Origin of the sequence: Pigmentiphaga kullae (assembly GCF_004216695.1) — a bacterium.
GTDB lineage: Bacteria > Pseudomonadota > Gammaproteobacteria > Burkholderiales > Burkholderiaceae_B > Pigmentiphaga > Pigmentiphaga kullae.
The window spans coordinates 2,724,149-2,744,742 of record NZ_SGXC01000001.1; the positions used below are offsets into that span (position 1 = coordinate 2,724,149).

The window sequence follows — 20,594 nt, forward strand, 5'->3', positions numbered from 1 at the left end:
ATGTCATCCACTACTCGACTGTTTGTTGTCCTACTCGGTGCGGCTGTCGGCGTCCGACTTCTTGCAATGTATCTCTTGCCTTTCATTGATACATCGGAGCCACGGTATGCGGAGATTGCCCGCCTGATGGTGGAGACAGGAAATTGGGTAACGCCCTGGTTCTCGCCTGACGTTCCGTTCTGGGGAAAACCACCGCTGTCATTTTGGGCCCAGGCAGCCAGTTTTAGCGCGTTCGGCATCACCGAGATCGCAGGAAGATTGCCCTCGCTAATCGCCGCCGTATTGACCGGGGCACTGACGTTCGCCTATTTGCGCATCACCACTGGTTTGGCCGGCGCCATGTTGGCAGCCTGGATTCTGGCTACGTCACTTCTTTCATTTGTTGCTGCTGGCGCCGTTCTGACGGACCCCTTTCTGGCGCTTGGTACTACGCTGAGCATGGTGTCTTTCAGGCTGGCTTTGCAGGGGCGTGGCCGGTGCTGGGGGTACGGATTCTTTCTGGGCATCGCCGTTGGCTTGCTGGCCAAAGGGCCGCTTGTCCTGGCTCTGACCGGAGGACCCCTGCTGGCCTGGCTTTGTGTCTCCCGCGGACACTGGCGGTCGCTGGCCAAGCTGCCATGGGTGAGCGGCTTGCTGTTGACGGCGGTGCTGGTGCTGCCTTGGTATGTCATGGCGGAGATCCGCACGCCGGGCTTCGTTCAGTACTTTGTCGTCGGTGAGCACCTACTGAGATTCATCGAGCCAGGATGGAAGGGTGATCTTTATGGTTCTGCCCATCTAAAGCCTTTCGGCGCGATCTGGTGGAACTGGGCGATGGCCGCATTCCCATGGAGTTTGTTGCCGCTAGTGGGAGTGATAGGTCTGGTGCGTGAGCGCCAAGCACTTGACCAAGTGCGGACTCGTATGACAGATGAGGTGAAGTACCTTGCGGCGTGGGCGCTGTTTCCCATGCTCTTCTTCACATTCGCGCACAATATTCTGTGGACTTACGTGCTGCCTGGGCTGCCTGCGTTTGCGATGCTTTGTGCCATGTATGTCCGGGCGAAAGGATGGTCCCTCTCAAGCAAAGGCATCGTCGCGGCCGGTGCACTCGTTCCGAGTGTTTGTTTGGTGCTGAGCCTGGTTGTGCATGATTCGACCAACCGCGTGAAGACAGAGCGCGAACTGATCGGATATGCACAGAGCCGTGGCGCCGGGGCGTATGCGCGCCTGGTCTACGTGAATGATCGGCCCTTTTCTGCGCGTTTCTATTCGGCGGGTAGGGCGGAAAGGGTCGAGCTAAGTGATCTCGCCGCCGAATTGGCCCGCTCGCGCCTGCCTGTCAATCTCGCCGTTCCGCGATCGGCTTTTGCCGAGTTCTCTCGACTGGTCCCCGATGGATGGAGAGTTGTCTACGAGAACAAGCGGTATTTCCTGGTCGTATTTACGCCCCCTGACGCGGGCCGATCGTCCAGCAAGTTTGCCCCGATTCACGTTCTTGCCCCGTGATATGGAACGCTTGACACGCCTGCTTATCGTCGAAGACCAATTGCCGCTGGCCGAGAACATCATGGAGTACCTGGGGGAGGAGCGCTATGCCCTGGACTTTGCCTATGATGGGTTGACAGCGCTTCATTTGCTCAGCGTGAACCAGTATGACGTCATCGTTCTTGATGTGATGCTGCCCGCTTTGTCCGGACTCGAGCTATGCCGGCGAGTACGTTCGGAGCTCGGCTCTTTCACTCCAATCATCTTGGTGACGGCTAGATCGGAGATGGAGGACAAAATGGAAGGCTTCGACAGCGGGGCTGACGACTACCTTGTCAAGCCTTTCGACCTGCGTGAACTCAAGGCTCGCATTGAAGCCTTACATCGACGTTCCTCTGGACGAAAGAAAGTAGTCCGTGCCGGGGTGCTGGCCTTCGACCAGGGAACGTTGATCTTGTCCCTGGACAGCGGTCCGAGCGTCGAGTTGGGGTCCAGCGGTGCAATGATTTTCGAGACCTTGATCAAGTGCTATCCAAACTTCGTGAGCTATGAGGATTTGATGGCTGAATTGTCCGGAAAGTCTCGAGAAGTCGATTCGAACACGTTGCGAACCCACGTTTACAACTTGCGGCGTTTGCTGAAACTCACAACGGGAGCGGATTTGATTCGAACCGTAAGAGGAAGAGGCTACCGACTGGTGCAGCCTGGAGAAGAGTGAAATGAACCGCTCCATATCAACACGGATTCAATGGCTGGTCGCCTTGGTCTCGGCCTTCTGTCTGACTACGGTGGTCTTGGTGTCGCTGCTCGCTCACGATGGCGTCGAGCGCGCCATGCTTGGTACTGACCTCATGCAGACCCAGGAGGCGCTCGTGAGCGCGGCATCGAGAAACGTGCCGATGCAGTGGTCGGCGCCGGGGATGCTGGCGCTTTATGTGCCGACGGGGACTGTCGATCAGGTCGCGGTTCCCGAACTGTTCAGGGGGCTGACTGCACCTTTCTCGGACGACGTGTCCGTGGATGGGAAAACCTATCTCGCTGCCATTTCACAGGTGGACGGGGGTATGTTCTACATCGCTAGAGACATTACCCTCTTTGAGAATGAAATGAGGTTGATGGAACGGGCGGTGTGGGGAGTCAGCGTTCTTATCCTGATTGTCGCGCTGGTTTTGACGCGAATCGGCGTGGTTCGTCTGGTCAGACCAATTCGTGTACTCGCCACATTGATCGACCGGACCAAGCCCAGTGCGTCGATAGACAGAGTCCCGACCGAATTCCATGACTCGGCACTCAATTCGATAGCTGAGAACTTCAACTTGTTCCTACGCGAGTTGGAGGCTTATATCGACCGAGAGCGAACGCTACTACGCTTGGCCAGCCACGAATTGCGGACGCCAATCGCAGTGGTGACGGGGGCGCTCAATGTCATGCGTGATCGCGGCGCGTTGGGGGAAGCTGACTTGAGGACTTTGACACGCGCGCAGCGAGCAGCCCAGGAAATGGCGGGCAATCTCGAAGTTGTCCTGAAGGCTGGGCGTAGAGAAGAGATTCCGACAAGAGAAGAGCGCTTCTCCGTGAGCGAGTTACTGAACGAGGCGCTCCTGGACCTGACGAGTGTTGACTCGAGTGTCGCGAGAATCTCCTTGATCGAGAAGAATGCAGTCACCGCATTGGCGGATAGAACACTGGTCAAAATGCTGCTGCTGAATATTCTGCAGAACGCTCTAAGGCATACCGCGGGCGCCGTCGAAGTGGTGGTGACATCGAGTTTCTTGGAGGTCCGCGATCAGGGGAAGGGCCTCGATGGCAGTCGGCTCGATCTCTTGGCAGGGTCTGGCGCCGACGATCTCTGGAACAAACGCCAGTCTTCGGGTCTAGGGCTTATCGTGGTCAGCATTCTTGCCGAAAGACTCGGGTGGCCCATTCGCGTGTCTAGAAGAAGGCCGGAAGGAACGGCAATACAACTGGTCTTCGCCGAAAGCATCGTCAACGTACTTCCCGTATCGCTTTGATGGCTTGAATCAGCTACGCAGTCGATCAGGTTCTGAGTCCGAGTCTCCCATGATTTCGCCCGCTTTTACGCGCCAGAAGCTCGCGACACACAGTGTTGCTGCATGGCTTCCCTCGCTCCTTCTTGGCGCGCTATCTCTTCTGTTCATCGTGCAAGGGTATGACGGCAAGCGAGTGGGCCAGGTGATGGTGCTGTTGCTGCCCTTTGTGGTCTGGCTGGCTTGGCCGGTCCGCAGTGCCTGGCTGCACTGGCTGCGCGCCGGCATTGTCTGGTTGGCCACGGTCGGCTTCATGCTTGATGCGGTTGCAAGGTCCTACCTGACTGCCACCTATCAGGCGGCTCCCGATAGCAGTTTGGTGTTGGGGGCCATCGCAAACACCAATGTGCGTGAGGGGGGGGAGTACCTGTCGTCGTATTGGCCAACGCTGCTGCCGGCTGCACTGGTCGTGCTTGTCGCAGCCCTGGTAGTGGCGGGTTTGGTGGCGCTTGGCCGGCGTTCGGCGGGCCGTTCCCGTTGGGCGCGTGTTGTGCTGGTGTCCCTATTACTGGTCGGAACGGCCGCGCATGCCAGCAAGCCATGGCGGCGTCTCCAGCCCGTGGCATTTTGGGTTAACTGGAACCTGTCCGTCCAACAACTGCGCGCGGACTGGGCCGACATGCAAGACGATCGCGATGCAGCCTTGGCCCGTGCTAAGGCGGTTCAGCCCGTTGTTTCTCGGCCTGGCCCGGCTACGGTTGTTCTGGTGATCTCTGATAGCGTCAATCGCGACAATCTTTCGCTTTACGGCTATGCACGGGCCACCACACCGCGACTGATGGTTCAGCAACGTGAGTTGGGCGACAGCATGGTAGTGATGCGCCACGCTTGGTCGGTCGACGCCAGTACATTACCGTCGCTGACTAACATGTTTTCGTTTGGACGCGCCGCCGGCGACGAGTCGCAGCACTTGCTGGCACTGGCCCGACAGGCCGGCTACAAGACCTGGTGGATCAGTAATCACGACGATGTTGCGATCGAGCATCAGCATGGTCGACTGGCTGATGTGGTTGATTTCGTCAATCGTGAGCCTGGCCGAATCACCCGATCGCTGGATGAGGAGATACTGGACTGCGTCCAGGAGGCGCTCGACGATCCCGCCGACACCAAATTCATCGTCGTGCATCTTCTCGGTGCGCATCCGCATTACGAGAAGCGATTCCCCCTGGGAGACAACCCGTTCGACGACGAGGTGGACGCCGTGGAGGCGGGCATGATGCAACAGAAGCGGGCGAGCTGGGTACGGCGTTCCAGGCATGCGTACGATGCCGCACTGCTGTATCACGATACGATCGTTTCACGGTTGTTGGACCAGACACGGGCAGCGGGTGAGGACCGGTCCAACGAGTACCTGGCGTGGATGTATCTGTCTGATCACGGTCAGGAGGTCGGACACGGCGGGAACCTGGTTGGGCATAGCCCCGGTACGCCGGCAGGCTATCGTATTCCGGCAATCGTCTGGCGCAATGCTTTGGCGAGTGCGCCGGCTACGGAGACGGCGCTGCGTCCCTTTCGCGCAGATTGGACAGGATGGACTGTCGCGGACCTGTTGCACCTGAGTTGGGCCGGCAAGGAGTACTCCCGGAGCGTTCTCTCAACCACCTATAAGTGGGTGGAGCCAGTTATCCCGGTGGAGGGCGTCAGCTTCAACGAGTAGAAGCGTGGCCCGGACGCGACGAATTTTCTGAGTTCTCGGCATCGTGTCGCTGGTTTGGAACGCGCAGCCCAATAGCGGTAACCGTGCCGGAGGATCGAGCAATGGGGGTGCCGCCGTGCATGCGTGCAATGGCGGCAACGATGGACAGGCCGAGGCCGTGGTTGCGTTGTCCTGTCGCACCATTCGGGGCATCGCCACGGTAAAAACGCTGAAAAATGCGCTCCAGCTTGGCGGCACTGATTGCGTTGCCGGTGTTCTCGACTTCGATAGTCGAGGAAGTGTCGTTCCCCGACAGCCTGAGCAGCACGACAGTTCCCGCGGCGGCATGCCGCATCGCGTTCTCGATCAGATTGGAGATCGCGCGTTTCAGCAGCGACACGTCATACTCGCCGGCGACGTCGCCTACCGCGGAGACTGTGAGGCCTGCCTCTTCCAGTGTCGCCTCGTAATAGACCAGCACATCACGCAGCTCATTCAACAAGCTGTCGGAGTGGACTCGCCGGGCTTCCTCTCCCCGGTCTGCCTGAGCGAGGAAGAGCATATCTCCCACTATGGTTGTCATTCGATCCAATTCTTCGAGATTGGACTCCAACGTATCGCGCAAAGACGGATCCGTAGCGCCACCAAGGAGGGCGAGTTCACTGCTCGCTGTCATGTTGGCAAGGGGGGTGCGCAATTCGTGAGCGACGTCCGCGCTGAATCCTTTTTGCTGCTCGTAAGCTTGATCAAGACGCAATAGCAGTGCATTGAACTGTTCGATCAATGGCTGAAGTTCAACCGGTTGCGAAGAGCCATCTAATTGCGAATGAAGTCGCCGACCGGGAATCGACTGCATTTGCGAGACAAGGTGGCTGACCGGTGCCAAGCCGCGTTTGACCAGGAAGAAACTGAACGCAGATACGACTGAGGCGCTGCCCAAGGCAACGACAAGAAGTGTGGCGGCAAGCTGCTGCAGCAGTTGATCGTCTCGTTGGGTGGCGACTGAGAGAACGGCCGTAGTTAGGACATTCTCGGAAGCAGCAGTATTCAGCGAGAAGCGATGGGAACGTTTGGCCCCTGCCACTGCCGAGCGACTCGCGTAGATCATGTTGCCGCGAGTGTCCGTGAGCGCTAGCGAGATGTCTGTTCGGTCGCCAAAAAGGTCATCCAACTTGTGATTAAAAAGCGGGGCTTGCTCTGGCTGGCTATGTTCTGAGGACAGGTGTCTGACGAGTCGTTCATACTGAAAAAGCTGACTCTTCTGACGATCGTCAAGTTGGATCGCTGTTGCAACGTAGACAACGATGCTGACTATTGCCAAGCCACAAAATGTCAACAGAGCTAGGCGATAGGAAAGTCGCTTCCCCAGCGAGTGACCCTTACTCAGGCGTGGCATGTCGATCTTCGAGAATGTAGCCGACGCCGCGCACGGTATGCAGCAAGGGCTTGGAGAAGGGGGCATCCAGCTTGAGTCTCAGGCGGCGTATCGCGACTTCGACCACATTCGTTTCGGTGTCGAAGTTGATGTTCCAGACCTGTTCGGAGATGAAAGTCCTGGTGAGAGCTCGGCCGCGATGTTCCAGGAACAGCTTCAGGAGCGCGAATTCTTTCGGGCTCAGGTCAAGGATCTCGGCACTTCGACGGGCCCGATGCTTCACCAAGTCAACTTCGAGGTCAGCCAGCTTCAGGATGGTTTCCGATGCCGTGGCCGAGCTTGCCTGTCCACGGCGCAATAATGCCTCGACGCGGGCGATGAGTTCGGAGAACGAGAAAGGCTTGGTCAGGTAGTCATCGGCGCCTGCCCGCAGTCCCTTGACGCGATCGTCGACATCGCTCTTGGCCGTCAGCATCAGAACCGGCGTTTTTCGGGTCTTGCGCAGAACCTGAAGGATTGAAAAGCCGTCCAGACCCGGCAGCATCCAGTCGAGAATGATCAAGTCGTAGTCGAACTCGACGGCCAAGTGGAGCCCGTCGAGCCCGGTGCTGGCAACGTCCACCTGGTACCCCTCTTCCTGAAGGCCCCGGGCCAGATAGGCGGCTAGCTTGGATTCGTCTTCGACAACGAGTAGCTTCATTTGAGAACTTGTTGGTTGATACGCACAACGTTCGAGTTGTGGTCGATGGGCTGACGGGCACGCGTTCTGGGAGAGAGGCGTTACCCACTCAGAGCGGTGGTCAATCTTCAGCTTCATGGTGGACTTCTTGATTCTTGCAAAGGAGTACCCCTTGTCTGACCGCGGATCCATGATAGAAAAGCGACCGTAACCGCCCACTGTCGGGAACATTACATTTATGTCATCTGATCTCTGGAAAACATGATGGTCGTTCTTTCGTAACTGCTAAGGCCCGGTCGGGCATGTGGCCTGTTCGTTCGTATTGCTGGCCGGCCTGGGCGGGCACATTATCTACGAAGCGGCTCGGGGCGATGCCCAGGGCGATACCGAGAGCGCGCGAAAGGGCGGGCTGGTTTCCTTGGCGATTACGGGGCTTGCCACCAGCATCGATGCCATGGAGGTCGGAGTGGGACTGGCCTTCGTGGACGTCAACATCTTCGTTGTCGCTGCGGTGATCGGGTTATGCACCTGTGTGATGGTGACGATCGGGATCCTGGCGGGGCGGGCGTTGAGTGCCTTGGTCGGGAAGCGCGCTGAGATGATGGGTGGGGTGGTTCTCATTGGTGTCGGTGCGACGATTCTCTATGAACACTTGCGCGCACCTGCTCTGGTCTAGGCGTTGCGGGATCTGGTCTTGTTCCCACCGCGAGTTACGACTGTGCTGGAGATGGTCGATGAAAGTGACCTGCGGAGGCTCGGTGGCCATAGGTATCTACTTTCGACCATGGATATCGACTCTCCGTAGCCGACGATGATGTGATCGAGCAGACGGACGTCCAGAATTGCCAGGCATTTGCCTGGTGCATGCTCTGAGACTGCTTGCTCGCGCTTTACGCGGTGCCAAGCGTCTGCCGCAGTTGCCTGGCCTCCCGGGTCAGTTCGATTCGCAGCGCCTGCAACGGGCCCTCGATGGCCCGGCTGCGGGACACTATGAGCGAAATGGGCGGCAGCGGCGTTCCGAGTTGAATCGGCAGGATGCTGATGCTGCGCAGTTGTTTGTAGCGATGCGCGGCGGACGTCGGCGATGCCGTGATCAGGCCGCCTTGCTCGACCAGGCTCAGGTTGGACAGGAAGTTGGACGCGTGGGACGAGATGGTATCCCAACAGTGGAACTGGATCCTTGTCACGGTCGTGGGCGACGAAGTCATCGGGGTACTTCAACTCACGCTGATCCCAGGGTTGTCACGCAGCGGGACGAAACGAGCCCAGATCGAGGGGGTCAGGGTGAAGACGTCGGCTCGAGGGCAATCTGTCGGCAAATCTCTCATGCAATTCGCGCTGGCCATATCGAGAGAGCACGGCTGCGGCTTGGTGCAGCTGACTACGGACAAACGGCGCCCCGACGCCAAGCGCTTCTACGAGTCATTGGGATTCGAGGCGACACATGAAGGAATGAAACTTGTGTGGTGATCGCCTACTACAAGCCAGCGTGCGTGAGGTCCTCGCCGAAGATCGGTTCGTCGTAGTGTTCGAGTCCAAGCATCCTGATCTTTTTGCCCCGCATCTTGACGCATTCATCGATAAAGACATCGAGAGAACGAAGGTTCGCGTCCGCACGATGGACCAGACCTCCTTCTTGAACAATACGCCCGCTGTTCAGCCGCAGTCCATGGAGGATGCCAGCGTCGATTTCGCGGCGGACTGCGAAAATCGGCATCAGCGCGACGGCACCCAGACTCATTCTCAGTAGCCGCTTGGCATACTCGACGTCATTCAATTCAGCCATGATCTGCGGATAGTCATTGTTGCTGCCGAAGACCTGATCGGACATCAGCCGCTGACCCGTTTTCTCCTCGAAGCGGATGAATGGCCACTCACGCAACTGGTCGATGCTTACGATGCGTCTGCGCGCAAGCGGATGCGCCCTGCCAACGACAAAAACCTGTTCGACGCTGACCATCGGGGTCGAGATCAGATTGGGATTGGTCTGGGGAAATACGGCGAAGCCGACATCGACGGATCGTTGAAGGACTCGAGTGACCGAGTCGTCCGTCTGCTCCGTGGCGTGAAAAATCAGGTTCACGCCCCGGTGCTCTGTCACGAACTCTTCAATGAGGTCGCCGTAGACGTAGGCAATGGAAATGTTGGATCCGGCAATGCGCAATGTGCCGGTCAGCTTGGCTTCCGGCGACTTGTTGAACTCATCTTTGATCTCGCCGATTTCGGCAAAGATTTTTTCGATTGAGGTCAGCAGTCGAAGACCCGCTGGGGTTGCATAGGTCTTCGGTCTTGCACGTACCAACAATGGCTCGCCAAGCTCATCTTCAAGAGTTCCGATCTGATGACTCAATGCGGACTTGGTGAGGTTGAGCTGCTTAGCTGCGGTTTGAAAGCTTCCAACCCGCGCAATCAGGCGTAACGCTTCCAGTTGCCGTAACTCCAATTCATTCTCCCGCGGACCTGGTACTGACGCAATGGTGCGTGGCCCGAATTATACGGGTGCCTCTGAGTGTCGGGCGAGTCCAAACCGGCTTCGGTACGCGACCGCGAGCCAATGTTCGGTCGAAAAGCGTTTCTTCAGTTGATCCCGGCGGTGAGGCGTCGCGGCTGCGTCTTCTGCGATCGAGCGAGTTGTGGACGCTTATCTCGCGCCACTCTTGGCCCTAGGGATAGCACCTATACAAAGCACTGGAGCTCTCGAATAAAGTTGCGCCAATTGTTCAAATTAATTCATCTTAATAAATAGATGATCAAATAATTTTTGACTTAACGGGTTGTGGGCTTGTTAGCACCTCAGCCGAGCTTGGGGATTTCAATGGCAAAGACAACTAAAGAGTTCGTGACCTACTGGGGGCCGTCCATCGCTGATTGGGGCAACGGCCCCGATAAGCGCTTCGTCATCGAGCGTGACGAGGAGTTGCTGAAGAACGGCACCGACGGCGGCCGCAAGATGGAGAAGATCTCGTTGAATGACATCTTCACCGAAGATGTGGTGACGGGCGTTGACATGCAGAACGGATTTTTGCCGCTGGTTCTCTTTGCCAACGAAGACCTCATCATCGAGGTCGCGAACTGCGACTGCGAGCAAGGCGGCTGGCATCGGAATATGGGTGCCGATGAATGGGCGTTTCAGTACAAGGGGTCCAGAACGATCCGCTCGGAGACTGGGCCCGTGACGATCAATGAAGGTGAAATGACGGTCATCCCGCGCGGTGTCGCTCACCAGAATGTCGGACACGGACCGAATATCGAGATCACGATCTACTCCAAAAAGCCACTTGTGCGTTTGTGCCCGACCGAGCCAGAGCGCGCGCGCGAGCGTATGCGCATCAAAGATGGCAAGCCGTTGGTGCCACCTGTGACGTTGGACCAGCCGTTCGACGAGTGAGGTGAGTGGGCGAGGGGCGTCTTGATCGCGATGTGCGGATCGTGACGTCTTGACGTCCCTTAATTGACTTCAATGGGGTCTCCAATGGATCAACTGTTTTTCGAGCCTGGCCTCGTCACAACGAGAGAGGGACTTCAAGCGCTAGGGCTAGCCCACAACCCGATGACTGCGCTTGTCGTGCCCCGACCGATTGGCTGGATAAGCACGCGCAGTGTTGATGGCGTTCCCAACATCGCTCCGTTCTCGTTCTCGAACATGGTTTCCCAGAATCCTCCGATGGTCATGTTCTGTGCCAACGCGGTGCATGAGGAGGGCGGGGATAAGGATTCGCTGAAGAACGCGCGGGAGACGGGGGAGTTTGTCTATAACCTTGCCACCTTCGACTTGCGAGAGCAGATGAACGAGAGTTCTGCGACGCTCAGCCGTCATGTGAACGAGTTCGAGCATGCGGGTTTGACGGAAGCCGAGTGCCGGTATGTCAGTGCCCCACGAATTCTCGAGTCGCCGGTGTCGCTGGAGTGCAAGGTCGCAAAGATCGTGGATCTTCCGCGTACAAGCGAAGCAGGGCTACCCAATACCATGACTATCGGGCGAGTGGTGGGGGTTCATCTCCATAAGAGCCTGATCAGGGACGGGTTGGTAGACACGCTCGGCGTCATGCCCCTTGCTCGGTTGGGTTACCTCGACTACGGCACATGCGGCAATGTCTTCGTGATGGACCGTCCGGCCAGCCCGGGCCCTGTCTTGCGGAGTTGCTGATGTCTGCCCAATTCATCATCGAGCAGTTGATGCACGGTGTCGGCTACGGGCTGATGCTGTTTTTGATGGCGGCTGGTCTCACGCTGGTGTTCGGCATCATGGACACGTTGAATCTTTCGCACGGCTCGCTGTTCATGGTTGGTGCCTACATCTCATCAACCGTGCACCAGTACATGCACTCGTTCGTCCTCGCCGTGGCAGTTGCCGTGATCGGAACGATGCTGCTGGCCGCCGTGCTCGAGCGGATATTGTTCCGTCGCCTCTATGCCGCCGACCATCTGGTGCAAGTCGTGGCAACCGTCGGAGTGATATTCGTGGCGGATAGCCTCGTCATGATGATTTGGGGTGAAGCGCCGTTGATGGCATCGACTCCCCATGCCTTGTCCGGCCCGCTTTATCTCACCGAAGATTGGCCGTATCCGTCATATCGCTTCGTTGTGCTGGCGGCTGGCCTCGGCGTAGCCGGCCTGCTGTATGTACTGGTGAACCATACCAGACTGGGAATGCTGGTCAGGGCGGGCGCATCCAACCGTCAGATGGCGGAACTCATGGGACTACGTGTCAAGCGGGTGTTCATGGTCGTGTTCGTGTTGGGCGCAGCGCTGGCCGGCCTTGCTGGATCCTTGATGGCGCCCATCAGTGCCGTTCAGGTGGGCATGGGAGAGGGAATCATGATCCCGGCATTTGCGGTGATTGTGATCGGCGGCATCGGGTCGATGCGGGGTGCCTTGATTGCTGCGCTTCTTGTGGGCGTTGTGGAGGCGCTCGGAAAAATCTTGGGGCCTCCAACGCTCAAGCTTTGGTTGTCGCCAGCGGTCGTGGCCGACGTTCTACCTTCGTTGACGAGCATGTTGATGTTCCTGTTGATGATAGGCGTACTCATGTTCAAGCCTCGGGGGTTGTTCCCCGCCCGTGGATAAGCGGAGCAATCGCAAGATGGACCTCAGTTTTGAAAGCAGAGCCGCTCGGACAGGGCGGGGCATCGCTGTGAAACGGCGCGAGCAAAGTCTCGGTGCCTATGGCGCAGTCGTAGCGCTGGTGGTGTTGGCTGTACTGCCGTGGGTACTGCAGGCGCTGGACGCCGACTATTACCTGGGGTTCGCCAGGCGAGTTCTGATTATTTCTCTGGCGGTCGTCAGCTTGAATCTGCTTATCGGCTACGGTGGTCTGGTGGCATTGGGGCACGCAGGATTCATGGGGGCAGGTGCCTATACGGTGGCGGCGCTGACCCATGCCGGACATCTGTCGGGGTGGTTGATACTCGCCATCGTGGTTGTGGTCAGCGCCGTGTTATCAGCAGTGATCGGCCTGGTCTCGCTACGTACTCGAGGCGTTTACTTCATCATGGTCAGCATGGCTTGCGCGCAGTTGCTGTATTACCTTGCAATCGCGTTGCGCGTGTATGGAAGCGAGGACGGATATACCTTGCCAGAGCCGTTGCAGTTCGGCTTCGGATGGACGACCGCCGATGAAAGCATCTACTACCTCATCGTGCTGGGCATTGCGGCCGTGAGCTTTGCAGGGCTGTCGCATTTGCTGAACTCCCGATTCGGCATCGCTCTGCGCGCTGTGAGAGAGAACGAACAACGGATGGTTGCGCTGGGCTTCCCGGTCAGAACCATTCAGCTCTGGGCATTCATCGTGGCAGGAACCCTTGCAGGTCTGGCGGGTGCCCTCCTGATCGGTCACAACGGCTTTGTGACGCCTTCTCTGTTGAACTGGAGCCAATCCGCAAACCTGGTAGTGATGCTTGTTCTCGGTGGCATAGGCTACCGCTGGGGGGGCGTGGTGGGCGCAACGGTGTGGCTGGTTCTCGAAGAAGTGCTGCGGCAAATGACGACACATTGGCATTGGCCGCTTGGGCTGATCCTGATCGGGATCGTTCTGATCGCGCCTCGGGGTCTGTGCTCTTTGTTGCCCAAGGCATTTGTGGAGAAGCAGCATGGCTGACCCCTTGCTCAAAGCCGCCCATCTGCATAAGCGCTTCCAGGCCCTACTTGCAACCGACGACGTCTCTTTGGATGTGATGCCCGGTGAGATTCATGCATTGATCGGTCCCAATGGCGCCGGTAAGAGCACATTGGTGAACCTCCTGGCCGGCGGGCTGAAGCCTGATTCCGGAACAATCGAGCTGCAAGGTGTGCGCATCGATAGCATGGCGCCCCATCACCGAGTTCATGCAGGGTTGTCTCGGTGTTTCCAAGTAAGCAGCGTCTTCCGCAACTCGACGGTGCGGGAGAACTTGATGACCGCGGTGCAGGCTGTCTCGTCAATGCCATTGAGACCCTGGGGCGCGCGGCACACCCGCTATCTTGAGCTCACCGATCGGGTTGTAGAGCTCGCGGCACAAACCGGCCTTGAGGGCAGCCTGGATATGATCGCCGGCACGCTGCCGCATGGCGCTCAGCGGCAACTGGATGTTGCGCTAGCGCTAGCCTCTCGTCCGAAGGTCTTACTGCTTGATGAGCCAATGGCAGGCATGGGACCGGATGAATCCGAACGCATGGGGAACCTGATCGATCGGCTCAGGGGCGAGATGGGAATTCTCTTGATCGAGCATGACATGACCGCGGTCTTTCGCCTTGCCGATCGAATCACGGTCCTGGTCAACGGACGCGTCCTGGCCAGCGGGAAGACGGATGCCATCCGCAATAACGCCGAGGTGCGTGCGGTCTATCTCGGGACAGAGGAGGAAGCATGAGCCACGACGATCTTCTCCGGTGCGAGCGATTGGAGGCACGGTACGGGGCCAGTCAAGTACTGTTTGGAATCGATTTCAACGTTCGCCGTGGCGAAGTGGTCGCGTTGCTCGGTCGCAATGGCATGGGCAAGAGCACGGCGATCAAGAGCATTCTAGGCTTGCTGCGGACCATCGACGGACAAATCTACTTCGATGGCCAGCGCGTCGACACCTTGAGCATGGACGTCATAGCCCGTCTTGGCATCGCCATCGTTCCGGAGGGAAGACAGTGTTTCCCAAATCTTACCGTTCATGAACATTTGATCGCGTTTGCACGTCACTCTGCTGGAGCGGAAAAGGGCAGGCGTTCGGTCTGGTCTCCCGACAGGTTGTACGCCCTGTTCCCCCGTCTGGCAGAGCGCAAAAAAAATCTGGGCGGGCAGCTCTCCGGTGGAGAACAACAGATGCTGGCGATCGGTCGCGCGTTGTCCACGCACCCCAAGCTCTTGATTCTCGACGAGGCCACCGAGGGCCTGGCACCGCTCATCCGAGAACAGATATGGGATTGCCTTCATTTGCTCCGCAAGGAGGGGCAAACCACGCTCGTTGTGGACAAGTACGTAGATCGACTTCTCACCGTCGCGGATCGTCACCTGATCTTGGAGCGGGGAAGAATTGTCTGGCAAGGGAACTCAACAGAGCTCTCCGCCGATCGAGACCTCTGGACCCGCTATTTGGCGCTCTGAGTTACGCAAGGTCGGTACGTCAAACCAATCAAACATAAGGTAGGCCGAAATGAAAATCAAGAAACTCACGCTGACGGTTCTCTGTTCTGCTCTTCTGATCGGTGGCTCTGCCGTGCAAGCGGCGGACAAGATCAAAGTCGGTCTGCTGACGACGCTCTCCGGATCCAACGCCGTGCTGGGCGTAGACGTCCGAGATGGATTCAACCTTGGTATCAAGCACAGTGGCGACCGGCTGGGAAATCTTCCTGTCGACTTGAGCATCTTGGACGATCAGTTGAACCCGGAAAGCGGTCGTCAGGCCGCCGAGCGCTTCATCAAGCGGGATCGCGTGGATGTGATGACCGGAGTGGTAGCTGCCAGCGTCCTGTTGCCGATACTTCCAGGCATTCTCGCCAGCGACACCATTTATCTGAGTACGAACACCGGGCCCGCAGACTATGCCGGCGCGAAGTGCAACAAGAACTTCTTCGCCGTGGCCTGGCAGAACGAAGATATCCCGCGAGCGATGGGTGTCTATGCAACGTCCAAGAAAATCGAGCGCGTTGCGATCATTGCCCCCAACTATCCCGGCGGGCGCGAGTCGCTGACAGGCTTCAAGAACGGATACGGCGGCAAGATCGTCGAAGAGATATACACCAAGCTCAACCAGCTCGACTTCGCCTCCGAATTGACCACACTGCGTTCGCTTAAGCCCGATGCCGTGTTCTTCTTCCTGCCTGGTGGCATGGGAGTCAACTTCATCAAGCAATTCCATGCGTCTGGCCTCAGCAAGGAGGTCGCGCTGCTTGCTCCGGGATTTTCTGCAGACATGGATACCATTCGCGCCGTTGGCGACAGCATGGTCGGACTGCACAACGCATCGCAGTGGGCAGCGGACCTCGACAACGAGGCTAACAAGCGATTCGTTGCCGACTTTACCAAGACCTACGGCCGGGCTCCAACCATGTACGCCTCGCAAGGATATGACGCTGCTCGTCTCATCGACAGCGCTGTGCGGGCAGTGGGGGGGAAGATCGAGGATCGCGCTGCGTTGCGGGCGGCGTTGAACAAGGCTGACTTCAAGTCGGTCAGAGGCAGCTTCCGCTTCAACCGGAACCAGTTTCCGATTCAAGACATCTACACCCGGGTAGTGGTGAAAGACGAAGCCGGGCAAATCGGGAACAAGCTGGTCGGGACAATCGTGAAGAACAACGAGGATACGTTCGTTAAAGAATGCTCGATGAAGTAGGCGGACGGGAGGGATTTTTGCCCGTAATGAATCAAGAAATTTTGGACTCAGACAATGACGCAGGCGGCAAAGACAGGCAGCGATCACTTGAAGGCGCTGCAAGATGGACGTTGGATCTCGATCAACGGTGAAGTGGTCTCCAATCATATCGAGCACCCGGCGTTCCGGGCGGCAGTTAAGACGGCCGCAGACCTGTATGACTTCAGTTCTGCGTCGCCCAACCTCGAGAAAATGACGTTTCGATCGCCGACGTCGGGACGGGCAGTGAGCAGGGCTTGGCAACTTCCCACCACCTACCAGGAACTGGTGGAGCGTCGCCAAGCGCTTGAACAGATCGCCTGCAACACCTCTGGATGGGTGGGTAGAACGCCTGATCACGTGGCGTCCACGCTGTCGGCGATGGTGATGGGTATTGACCTGTTTGAGCGTCATGGCGTGAAGCGGGCCAGTGCTCTGCAAGAGTACTTCACGTGGGCGCGTGACAACGACATCTGGGCGGGCTATGCGATCGTTCCTCCACAGACCGATCGTCAGCCACCGGCCAGGCAGGGCGACTTTATTAATGCCTCTGTCTGCGATGAAGATAGCGAGGGCATCACGATCAAGGGGGCTCGTCAGTTGGCCACGGGCCTGCCCATGGCGCAAGAGCTTCTGTTGGGCGCTGTCCAGCCGCTCAAGCCGGGTGACGAGCGGGCAAGCTTCACCGCCATGGTGCCTGTCAATGCGAAGGGCGTGAAGCTGATGTCTCGTAAGTCTTACGAGCAGCTCGCCGGGTCGACGTTCGACTATCCCCTCTCGTCACGGTTCGACGAGAACGACACGGTCGTTTATTGCGATGAAGTCAAGATTCCCTGGGATCGGGTGTTTGTGCACAACGATATACAGATGGCCAGGGCACAGTGGTTCGACATTCCGGTCATGGCTTATCAGAACTACCCCGCGCAGATTCGCTTGAGTGTGAAGCTTCGCTTTTTGCTGGGGCTCGCGTATCGGATGGCTCAGGAAAACGGCTTGTTGGCCTTACCGCCGGTTATGGAGACACTGGGACAGATGGCCGCGGAGGTGAATGTCGTTCAAGGCATGATCACTGCCATGGAAACGAACGGCGTTCAGTACGGGAAGTACTTCATTCCCAACTCCAGCATTCAGTACAGCGCGATGGTGTATTCGCAGTCTCTTTATCCAGCCTTCATCGCCCGGATGCGAGAGCTTGCCGGCGGGTCGATGTTGAGCCTGCCGTCATCCGTTGCGGATTTCACCAGTTCTGCAACGGCCGAGTACGTCGAACGTACCCATGGAACGGCGAAACGTTCCGCCGTGGATCGGGTCAAGCTCTTCAATCTTGGCTGGGATGCCATTGGTTCCGAGTTCGCCTCGCGCCATGCTCAGTACGAGATCTTCTATTCGGGACCGGCCTTCGGTAACCGTATCCGCAATTACTCCGCTTACGACTGGGGCCAGGCCACCACGTTGGTTGACAACTTCCTGTCGTCCTACGACGGTCCGGCAGGGCCGGTCCTGGGCGCCTGATCTACATAGCAAGGATTCCTCATGCATTTCTTTTTTCCAGACAACTATCGCTGGTCGTACAACACGCTGCTGGCATTCTCCGCCGGAGCCGAAATCGGCGATTTCGGGACCATCCTGCCGGAACTGAGCAAGAACGTCGGCGACGACGAGGCCTGGCGAGACGGCTGGCTTGCGCTCGCGCATGTTCTCGAAGCACGCGCGCAAGGCAAGACCGGGATTACCCGCTCCGAGGACATGTTCCTAGCCAGCCTCTATCACACGATCTCCGAGCACTTCATCAACCCGAATGATCCGCGGCGACTCGAGGGTTACCACGAGGTGCTGCGGTGCTTTGAGCAGGCGCGGGCCGCTGCACCGTTCAAGATGGAGCGTGTACTGGTCCCTTTCGAGGGCACCACGCTGCCGGCGTACTTCATGCCGGCCATCGGTCGGACGGGACCCCGTCCCACGTCAATCTTCGTGTGTGGACTGGATACTACGAAAGAATTGTGGTTCTTGCGTGCACGTGAGCAGTTCGCGCTGCGCGGCGTGAACTGCCTTTTCCTGGATACCCCAGGGGTGGGGGAGGCGTTGCGTTTGCAGAAGCTCTACACCCGGCATGACTACGAGCGCCCGGTCGGCGCGGCCATCGATTACCTGCTGACCCGGCCCGAAGTGGACGCTGCCCGCATCGGACTGGTCGGAAGCAGTCTCGGCGGCTATTACGCGGCCAGAGCAGCGGCTTTCGAGCCCCGTCTGAGAGCGACCATCGCCTGGGGTGCGATCTACGACTATCACCGTGTGTGGGTACAGCGCATGGCCGGTAACGGCGCGTCAGCCGCTCCGACTTTCCAGCTCATGTTCATCACGGGAAAGAGCACCATGGAGGCCGCCATCGAGCACGTGTCGCAGTTCAAGATCGCCGGCTTTGCAGATCGGATAACCCAGCCGTTCCTGATCATGCACGGTGCAGAGGACCTCCAGGTACCACTTTCAGACGCCCAGTCTATGTATGAGTCCGTGGCTAGTGAAGACAAAGAGCTGGTGATCTTCGATGGAAAGAATGGAGGAGCCGCTCACACGCAGTTCGACAACCATCGGCCGGCATTGCATTACGCGGCGGACTGGATGCAGCAGAAGCTTGCATGAGCGGAGCAGCGGGCGGCGGAGTGTGCCGTTGCCTGCTGCGGTTATTCGTCTGGACTCCGGGGCAGGCAGGGCGGTCGATAGGTCACTTCCTGCGTTCCAGACGTTTTCGAGAGGTGATTGCAATGAGCGAAAGCACAGAATTCGATACCCGTACCTTGCGTAATGCGCTGGGGCATTTCGCCACGGGCGTCGCTCTGGTTACTGCCAGGGTCGACGGCGTTCGCCTGGCCGCCACGGTCAGCTCGTTCAACTCGGTGTCCCTGAGTCCCCCCCTTGTACTGTTCAGCCTGGCGAGATCGGCACTCAGCTTCGACATGTGGCGTCGTGCCGAAAAGTTCGCCGTCATGGTGCTGTCAAGTGAGCAGGCTGAGATATCGAGCCGGTTCGCAAGGGCTGGAAGCGATAAATGGCAGGATGTCGAAGTCGTTCCTGGTATCAATGGATCGCCTTTGGTAGCGGGCGCACTCGCGTGCTTCGAGTGTGGGGTCTATGCGCGCTATGACGGAGGCGACCACGAGATCATCGTCGGACGTGTAGAACACTTTGAGACCCGTGGCGCTTCCCGCGCGGATCCGTTGATTTTTTTCAGCGGCGCCTATCGCAGTCTTGCCATGGGCATGGAGCACTCGACGTCGTGACGATCCGACCGTATGTCTGAATCGGAGCCGAGCAGGCTGCCGGGCGTCACGCCTGCACTGATCATTCTGCTGGCAATCAATCTGCGCCCCGCGCTCACAAGCGTCGGCCCTTTGATTGAAGACATCCGAGCCTCTACGGGAATCTCGGTGTCGGAGGCGGGCGTGATCAGCAGCCTGCCTCTTGTCGTTTTTGGAGTCTTTGCGCCATTGGCGCATCTACAAAAGCGCATTGGCGCTGAACGGCTAGTCGTCGCGGCGCTATTGCTGCTCATTGTGGGACTGCTCGTGCGGTCGTTTGGCTCCGCGTTAGGGCTGTTCGCGGGAACCATTGTGTTTGCTGCCGGCATTGCCGTGTGCAATGTGGTGGTTCCTGCTTTGATCAAACGGGACTTCCCGAGCCGCATTCAAAGCATGACGACGGTCTACGCTTTTACGCTTGGCGTCAGCGCCGCCGTCGCGTCTGGATTGTCTGCTCCGATTGCGCACGCGCTGCCGGGAGGTTGGCAGACTGCGCTAGCGATCTGGTGTGCGCCAGCATTGGTGGCCGCGTACTTTTGGGGCCTTCAGATTCCCGGTCCGGACGTGGCAACTGCCAACGCTCGATCAGGATCAGATACGCAGCGGCTACCCGTCTGGCATTCACCCGTGGCCTGGTTCGTGGCCGCGTTTATGGGGCTGCAATCACTGAGCTTCTACGCCGCAATCGCATGGTTTCCCAGCTTTTTACTGCATGAAGGATACGCGCCGATCGAGGCTGGGGCGCTGGTCACCCTTCTCCAGGTTGCGGGGCTTGTCTCCAGCGTGGGTGCTCCGCAGATACTTAAGCGTCTCGCGAACCAGTCGAGCATTGCATGTCTCGCATCTGCAGCCATGGTCAGTGCGCTGCTCGGCATGATGTCGATGCCGAAGATGGCGGTTCTGTGGATGATCCTATTTGGGGCTGGGGTGGGTTGCTCCATGGTGCTTGCTCTCGCGTTCATCGGCCTGCGCAGCGAGAGTCATGGAGAAGCTGCTTCGCTCTCGGTCATGACCCAGTCGCTGGGGTACTTGCTGGCGGCGGTCGGTCCGCTTTTGCTCGGTGTGTCTTACGACCATACCGGAGGTTGGGCGGTTCCGCTGGCGACCCTCGCGGCGTTGGCAGTGCTACAGGCGGTTGTCGGGGTCGCAGCAGGGAGAGCGCGGACGCTTTTCGGAAGTTGAGCTTTCCGAGACGCTTACTGTTACTTGCCACAAGTTGGACGCGCTCTCGGGATACCCCTCATTTCTCCTGTATGGACTTTGAAATAGAGTGA

Annotated in this window: 21 protein-coding genes; 17 read left to right on the forward strand and 4 right to left on the reverse strand. The window is 58.2% G+C overall.

The window, feature by feature from the left end; genetic code table 11:
• Genes EV675_RS13160 through EV675_RS13175 form a run of 4 tightly spaced genes read left to right on the forward strand, consistent with a single transcriptional unit; the run spans position 1 to position 5,172 of the window.
• The gene (locus tag EV675_RS13160) at positions 1-1,488 is read left to right on the forward strand and encodes an ArnT family glycosyltransferase (RefSeq protein ID WP_130357657.1); all 1,488 of its coding nucleotides are present in this window, start codon (positions 1-3) and stop codon (positions 1,486-1,488) included.
• A 1-nt stretch (position 1,489) separates the two neighbouring features.
• Positions 1,490-2,185 (forward strand): response regulator transcription factor, encoded by a 696-nt coding sequence (locus tag EV675_RS13165; RefSeq protein ID WP_130357658.1) that lies wholly within the window; start codon positions 1,490-1,492, stop codon positions 2,183-2,185.
• Position 2,186: 1 nt separating this feature from the next.
• Positions 2,187-3,479 (forward strand): sensor histidine kinase, encoded by a 1,293-nt coding sequence (locus EV675_RS13170; RefSeq protein WP_130357659.1) that lies wholly within the window; start codon positions 2,187-2,189, stop codon positions 3,477-3,479.
• A gap of 49 nt (positions 3,480-3,528) precedes the next feature.
• A complete protein-coding gene (locus EV675_RS13175; RefSeq protein WP_130357660.1) occupies positions 3,529-5,172 on the forward strand; it encodes a sulfatase-like hydrolase/transferase in 1,644 nt (547 codons plus the stop codon).
• On the opposite strand, the gene EV675_RS13180 is transcribed toward EV675_RS13175, so the two are convergent.
• Positions 5,162-6,547, reverse strand: a complete 1,386-nt coding sequence (locus EV675_RS13180; protein ID WP_165404575.1) for a heavy metal sensor histidine kinase — start codon at positions 6,545-6,547, stop codon at positions 5,162-5,164. The genes EV675_RS13175 and EV675_RS13180 overlap by 11 nt on opposite strands.
• Positions 6,531-7,226 (reverse strand): heavy metal response regulator transcription factor, encoded by a 696-nt coding sequence (locus EV675_RS13185; RefSeq protein ID WP_130358014.1) that lies wholly within the window; start codon positions 7,224-7,226, stop codon positions 6,531-6,533. Before EV675_RS13185 ends, EV675_RS13180 begins: the two co-directional genes overlap by 17 nt.
• Before the next feature lie 283 nt (positions 7,227-7,509).
• Between EV675_RS13185 and EV675_RS13190 the strand changes: the two genes are divergently transcribed.
• A complete protein-coding gene (locus EV675_RS13190) occupies positions 7,510-7,881 on the forward strand; it encodes a manganese efflux pump (RefSeq protein WP_130357662.1) in 372 nt (123 codons plus the stop codon).
• A 214-nt stretch (positions 7,882-8,095) separates the two neighbouring features.
• Here the strand turns inward: EV675_RS13190 and EV675_RS13195 are convergent, their stop codons facing one another.
• Positions 8,096-8,413: a type 2 periplasmic-binding domain-containing protein gene (locus EV675_RS13195; protein WP_165404337.1), complete on the reverse strand. Its 318-nt coding sequence runs from the start codon at positions 8,411-8,413 to the stop codon at positions 8,096-8,098.
• On the opposite strand from EV675_RS13195, the gene EV675_RS13200 reads away from it, so the two are divergent.
• Entirely contained in the window at positions 8,358-8,675 is a 318-nt protein-coding gene (locus EV675_RS13200) for a GNAT family N-acetyltransferase (protein ID WP_130357664.1), read from the forward strand. The genes EV675_RS13195 and EV675_RS13200 overlap by 56 nt on opposite strands.
• Before the next feature lie 7 nt (positions 8,676-8,682).
• Here EV675_RS13200 and EV675_RS13205 read toward each other — a convergent pair whose 3' ends face one another.
• Positions 8,683-9,648: a LysR family transcriptional regulator gene (locus EV675_RS13205; RefSeq protein ID WP_130357665.1), complete on the reverse strand. Its 966-nt coding sequence runs from the start codon at positions 9,646-9,648 to the stop codon at positions 8,683-8,685.
• A 372-nt stretch (positions 9,649-10,020) separates the two neighbouring features.
• Here EV675_RS13205 and EV675_RS13210 point away from each other — a divergent pair, with 372 nt between their 5' ends.
• From EV675_RS13210 to EV675_RS13260, 11 genes are all read left to right on the forward strand, one after another.
• Positions 10,021-10,593 (forward strand): cupin domain-containing protein, encoded by a 573-nt coding sequence (locus EV675_RS13210; protein WP_130357666.1) that lies wholly within the window; start codon positions 10,021-10,023, stop codon positions 10,591-10,593.
• 84 nt (positions 10,594-10,677) lie between these two features.
• A complete protein-coding gene (locus tag EV675_RS13215) occupies positions 10,678-11,352 on the forward strand; it encodes a flavin reductase family protein (RefSeq protein WP_130357667.1) in 675 nt (224 codons plus the stop codon).
• Positions 11,352-12,272, forward strand: coding sequence for a branched-chain amino acid ABC transporter permease (locus EV675_RS13220; protein WP_130357668.1), 921 nt, complete (start codon positions 11,352-11,354; stop codon positions 12,270-12,272). Before EV675_RS13215 ends, EV675_RS13220 begins: the two co-directional genes overlap by 1 nt.
• Before the next feature lie 16 nt (positions 12,273-12,288).
• On the forward strand, positions 12,289-13,302 hold the full coding sequence (locus EV675_RS13225) for a branched-chain amino acid ABC transporter permease (RefSeq protein WP_130357669.1): 1,014 nt from the start codon (positions 12,289-12,291) through the stop codon (positions 13,300-13,302).
• Entirely contained in the window at positions 13,295-14,053 is a 759-nt protein-coding gene (locus EV675_RS13230) for an ABC transporter ATP-binding protein (protein ID WP_130357670.1), read from the forward strand. Before EV675_RS13225 ends, EV675_RS13230 begins: the two co-directional genes overlap by 8 nt.
• Positions 14,050-14,778 (forward strand): ABC transporter ATP-binding protein, encoded by a 729-nt coding sequence (locus EV675_RS13235; RefSeq protein WP_130357671.1) that lies wholly within the window; start codon positions 14,050-14,052, stop codon positions 14,776-14,778. The genes EV675_RS13230 and EV675_RS13235 overlap by 4 nt, the downstream gene beginning before the upstream one ends.
• A gap of 49 nt (positions 14,779-14,827) precedes the next feature.
• A complete protein-coding gene (locus EV675_RS13240) occupies positions 14,828-16,006 on the forward strand; it encodes an ABC transporter substrate-binding protein (protein ID WP_130357672.1) in 1,179 nt (392 codons plus the stop codon).
• A 54-nt stretch (positions 16,007-16,060) separates the two neighbouring features.
• Positions 16,061-17,536, forward strand: a complete 1,476-nt coding sequence (locus EV675_RS13245; RefSeq protein ID WP_130357673.1) for a 4-hydroxyphenylacetate 3-hydroxylase family protein — start codon at positions 16,061-16,063, stop codon at positions 17,534-17,536.
• 21 nt (positions 17,537-17,557) lie between these two features.
• Complete coding sequence (locus tag EV675_RS13250) at positions 17,558-18,664, forward strand: alpha/beta hydrolase family protein (protein ID WP_130357674.1); 1,107 nt, start codon at positions 17,558-17,560, stop codon at positions 18,662-18,664.
• Positions 18,665-18,786: 122 nt separating this feature from the next.
• Positions 18,787-19,302 (forward strand): flavin reductase family protein, encoded by a 516-nt coding sequence (locus EV675_RS13255; protein ID WP_130357675.1) that lies wholly within the window; start codon positions 18,787-18,789, stop codon positions 19,300-19,302.
• A gap of 12 nt (positions 19,303-19,314) precedes the next feature.
• Positions 19,315-20,502, forward strand: a complete 1,188-nt coding sequence (locus tag EV675_RS13260) for a CynX/NimT family MFS transporter (RefSeq protein WP_130357676.1) — start codon at positions 19,315-19,317, stop codon at positions 20,500-20,502.
• Positions 20,503-20,594 lie beyond the last annotated feature (92 nt).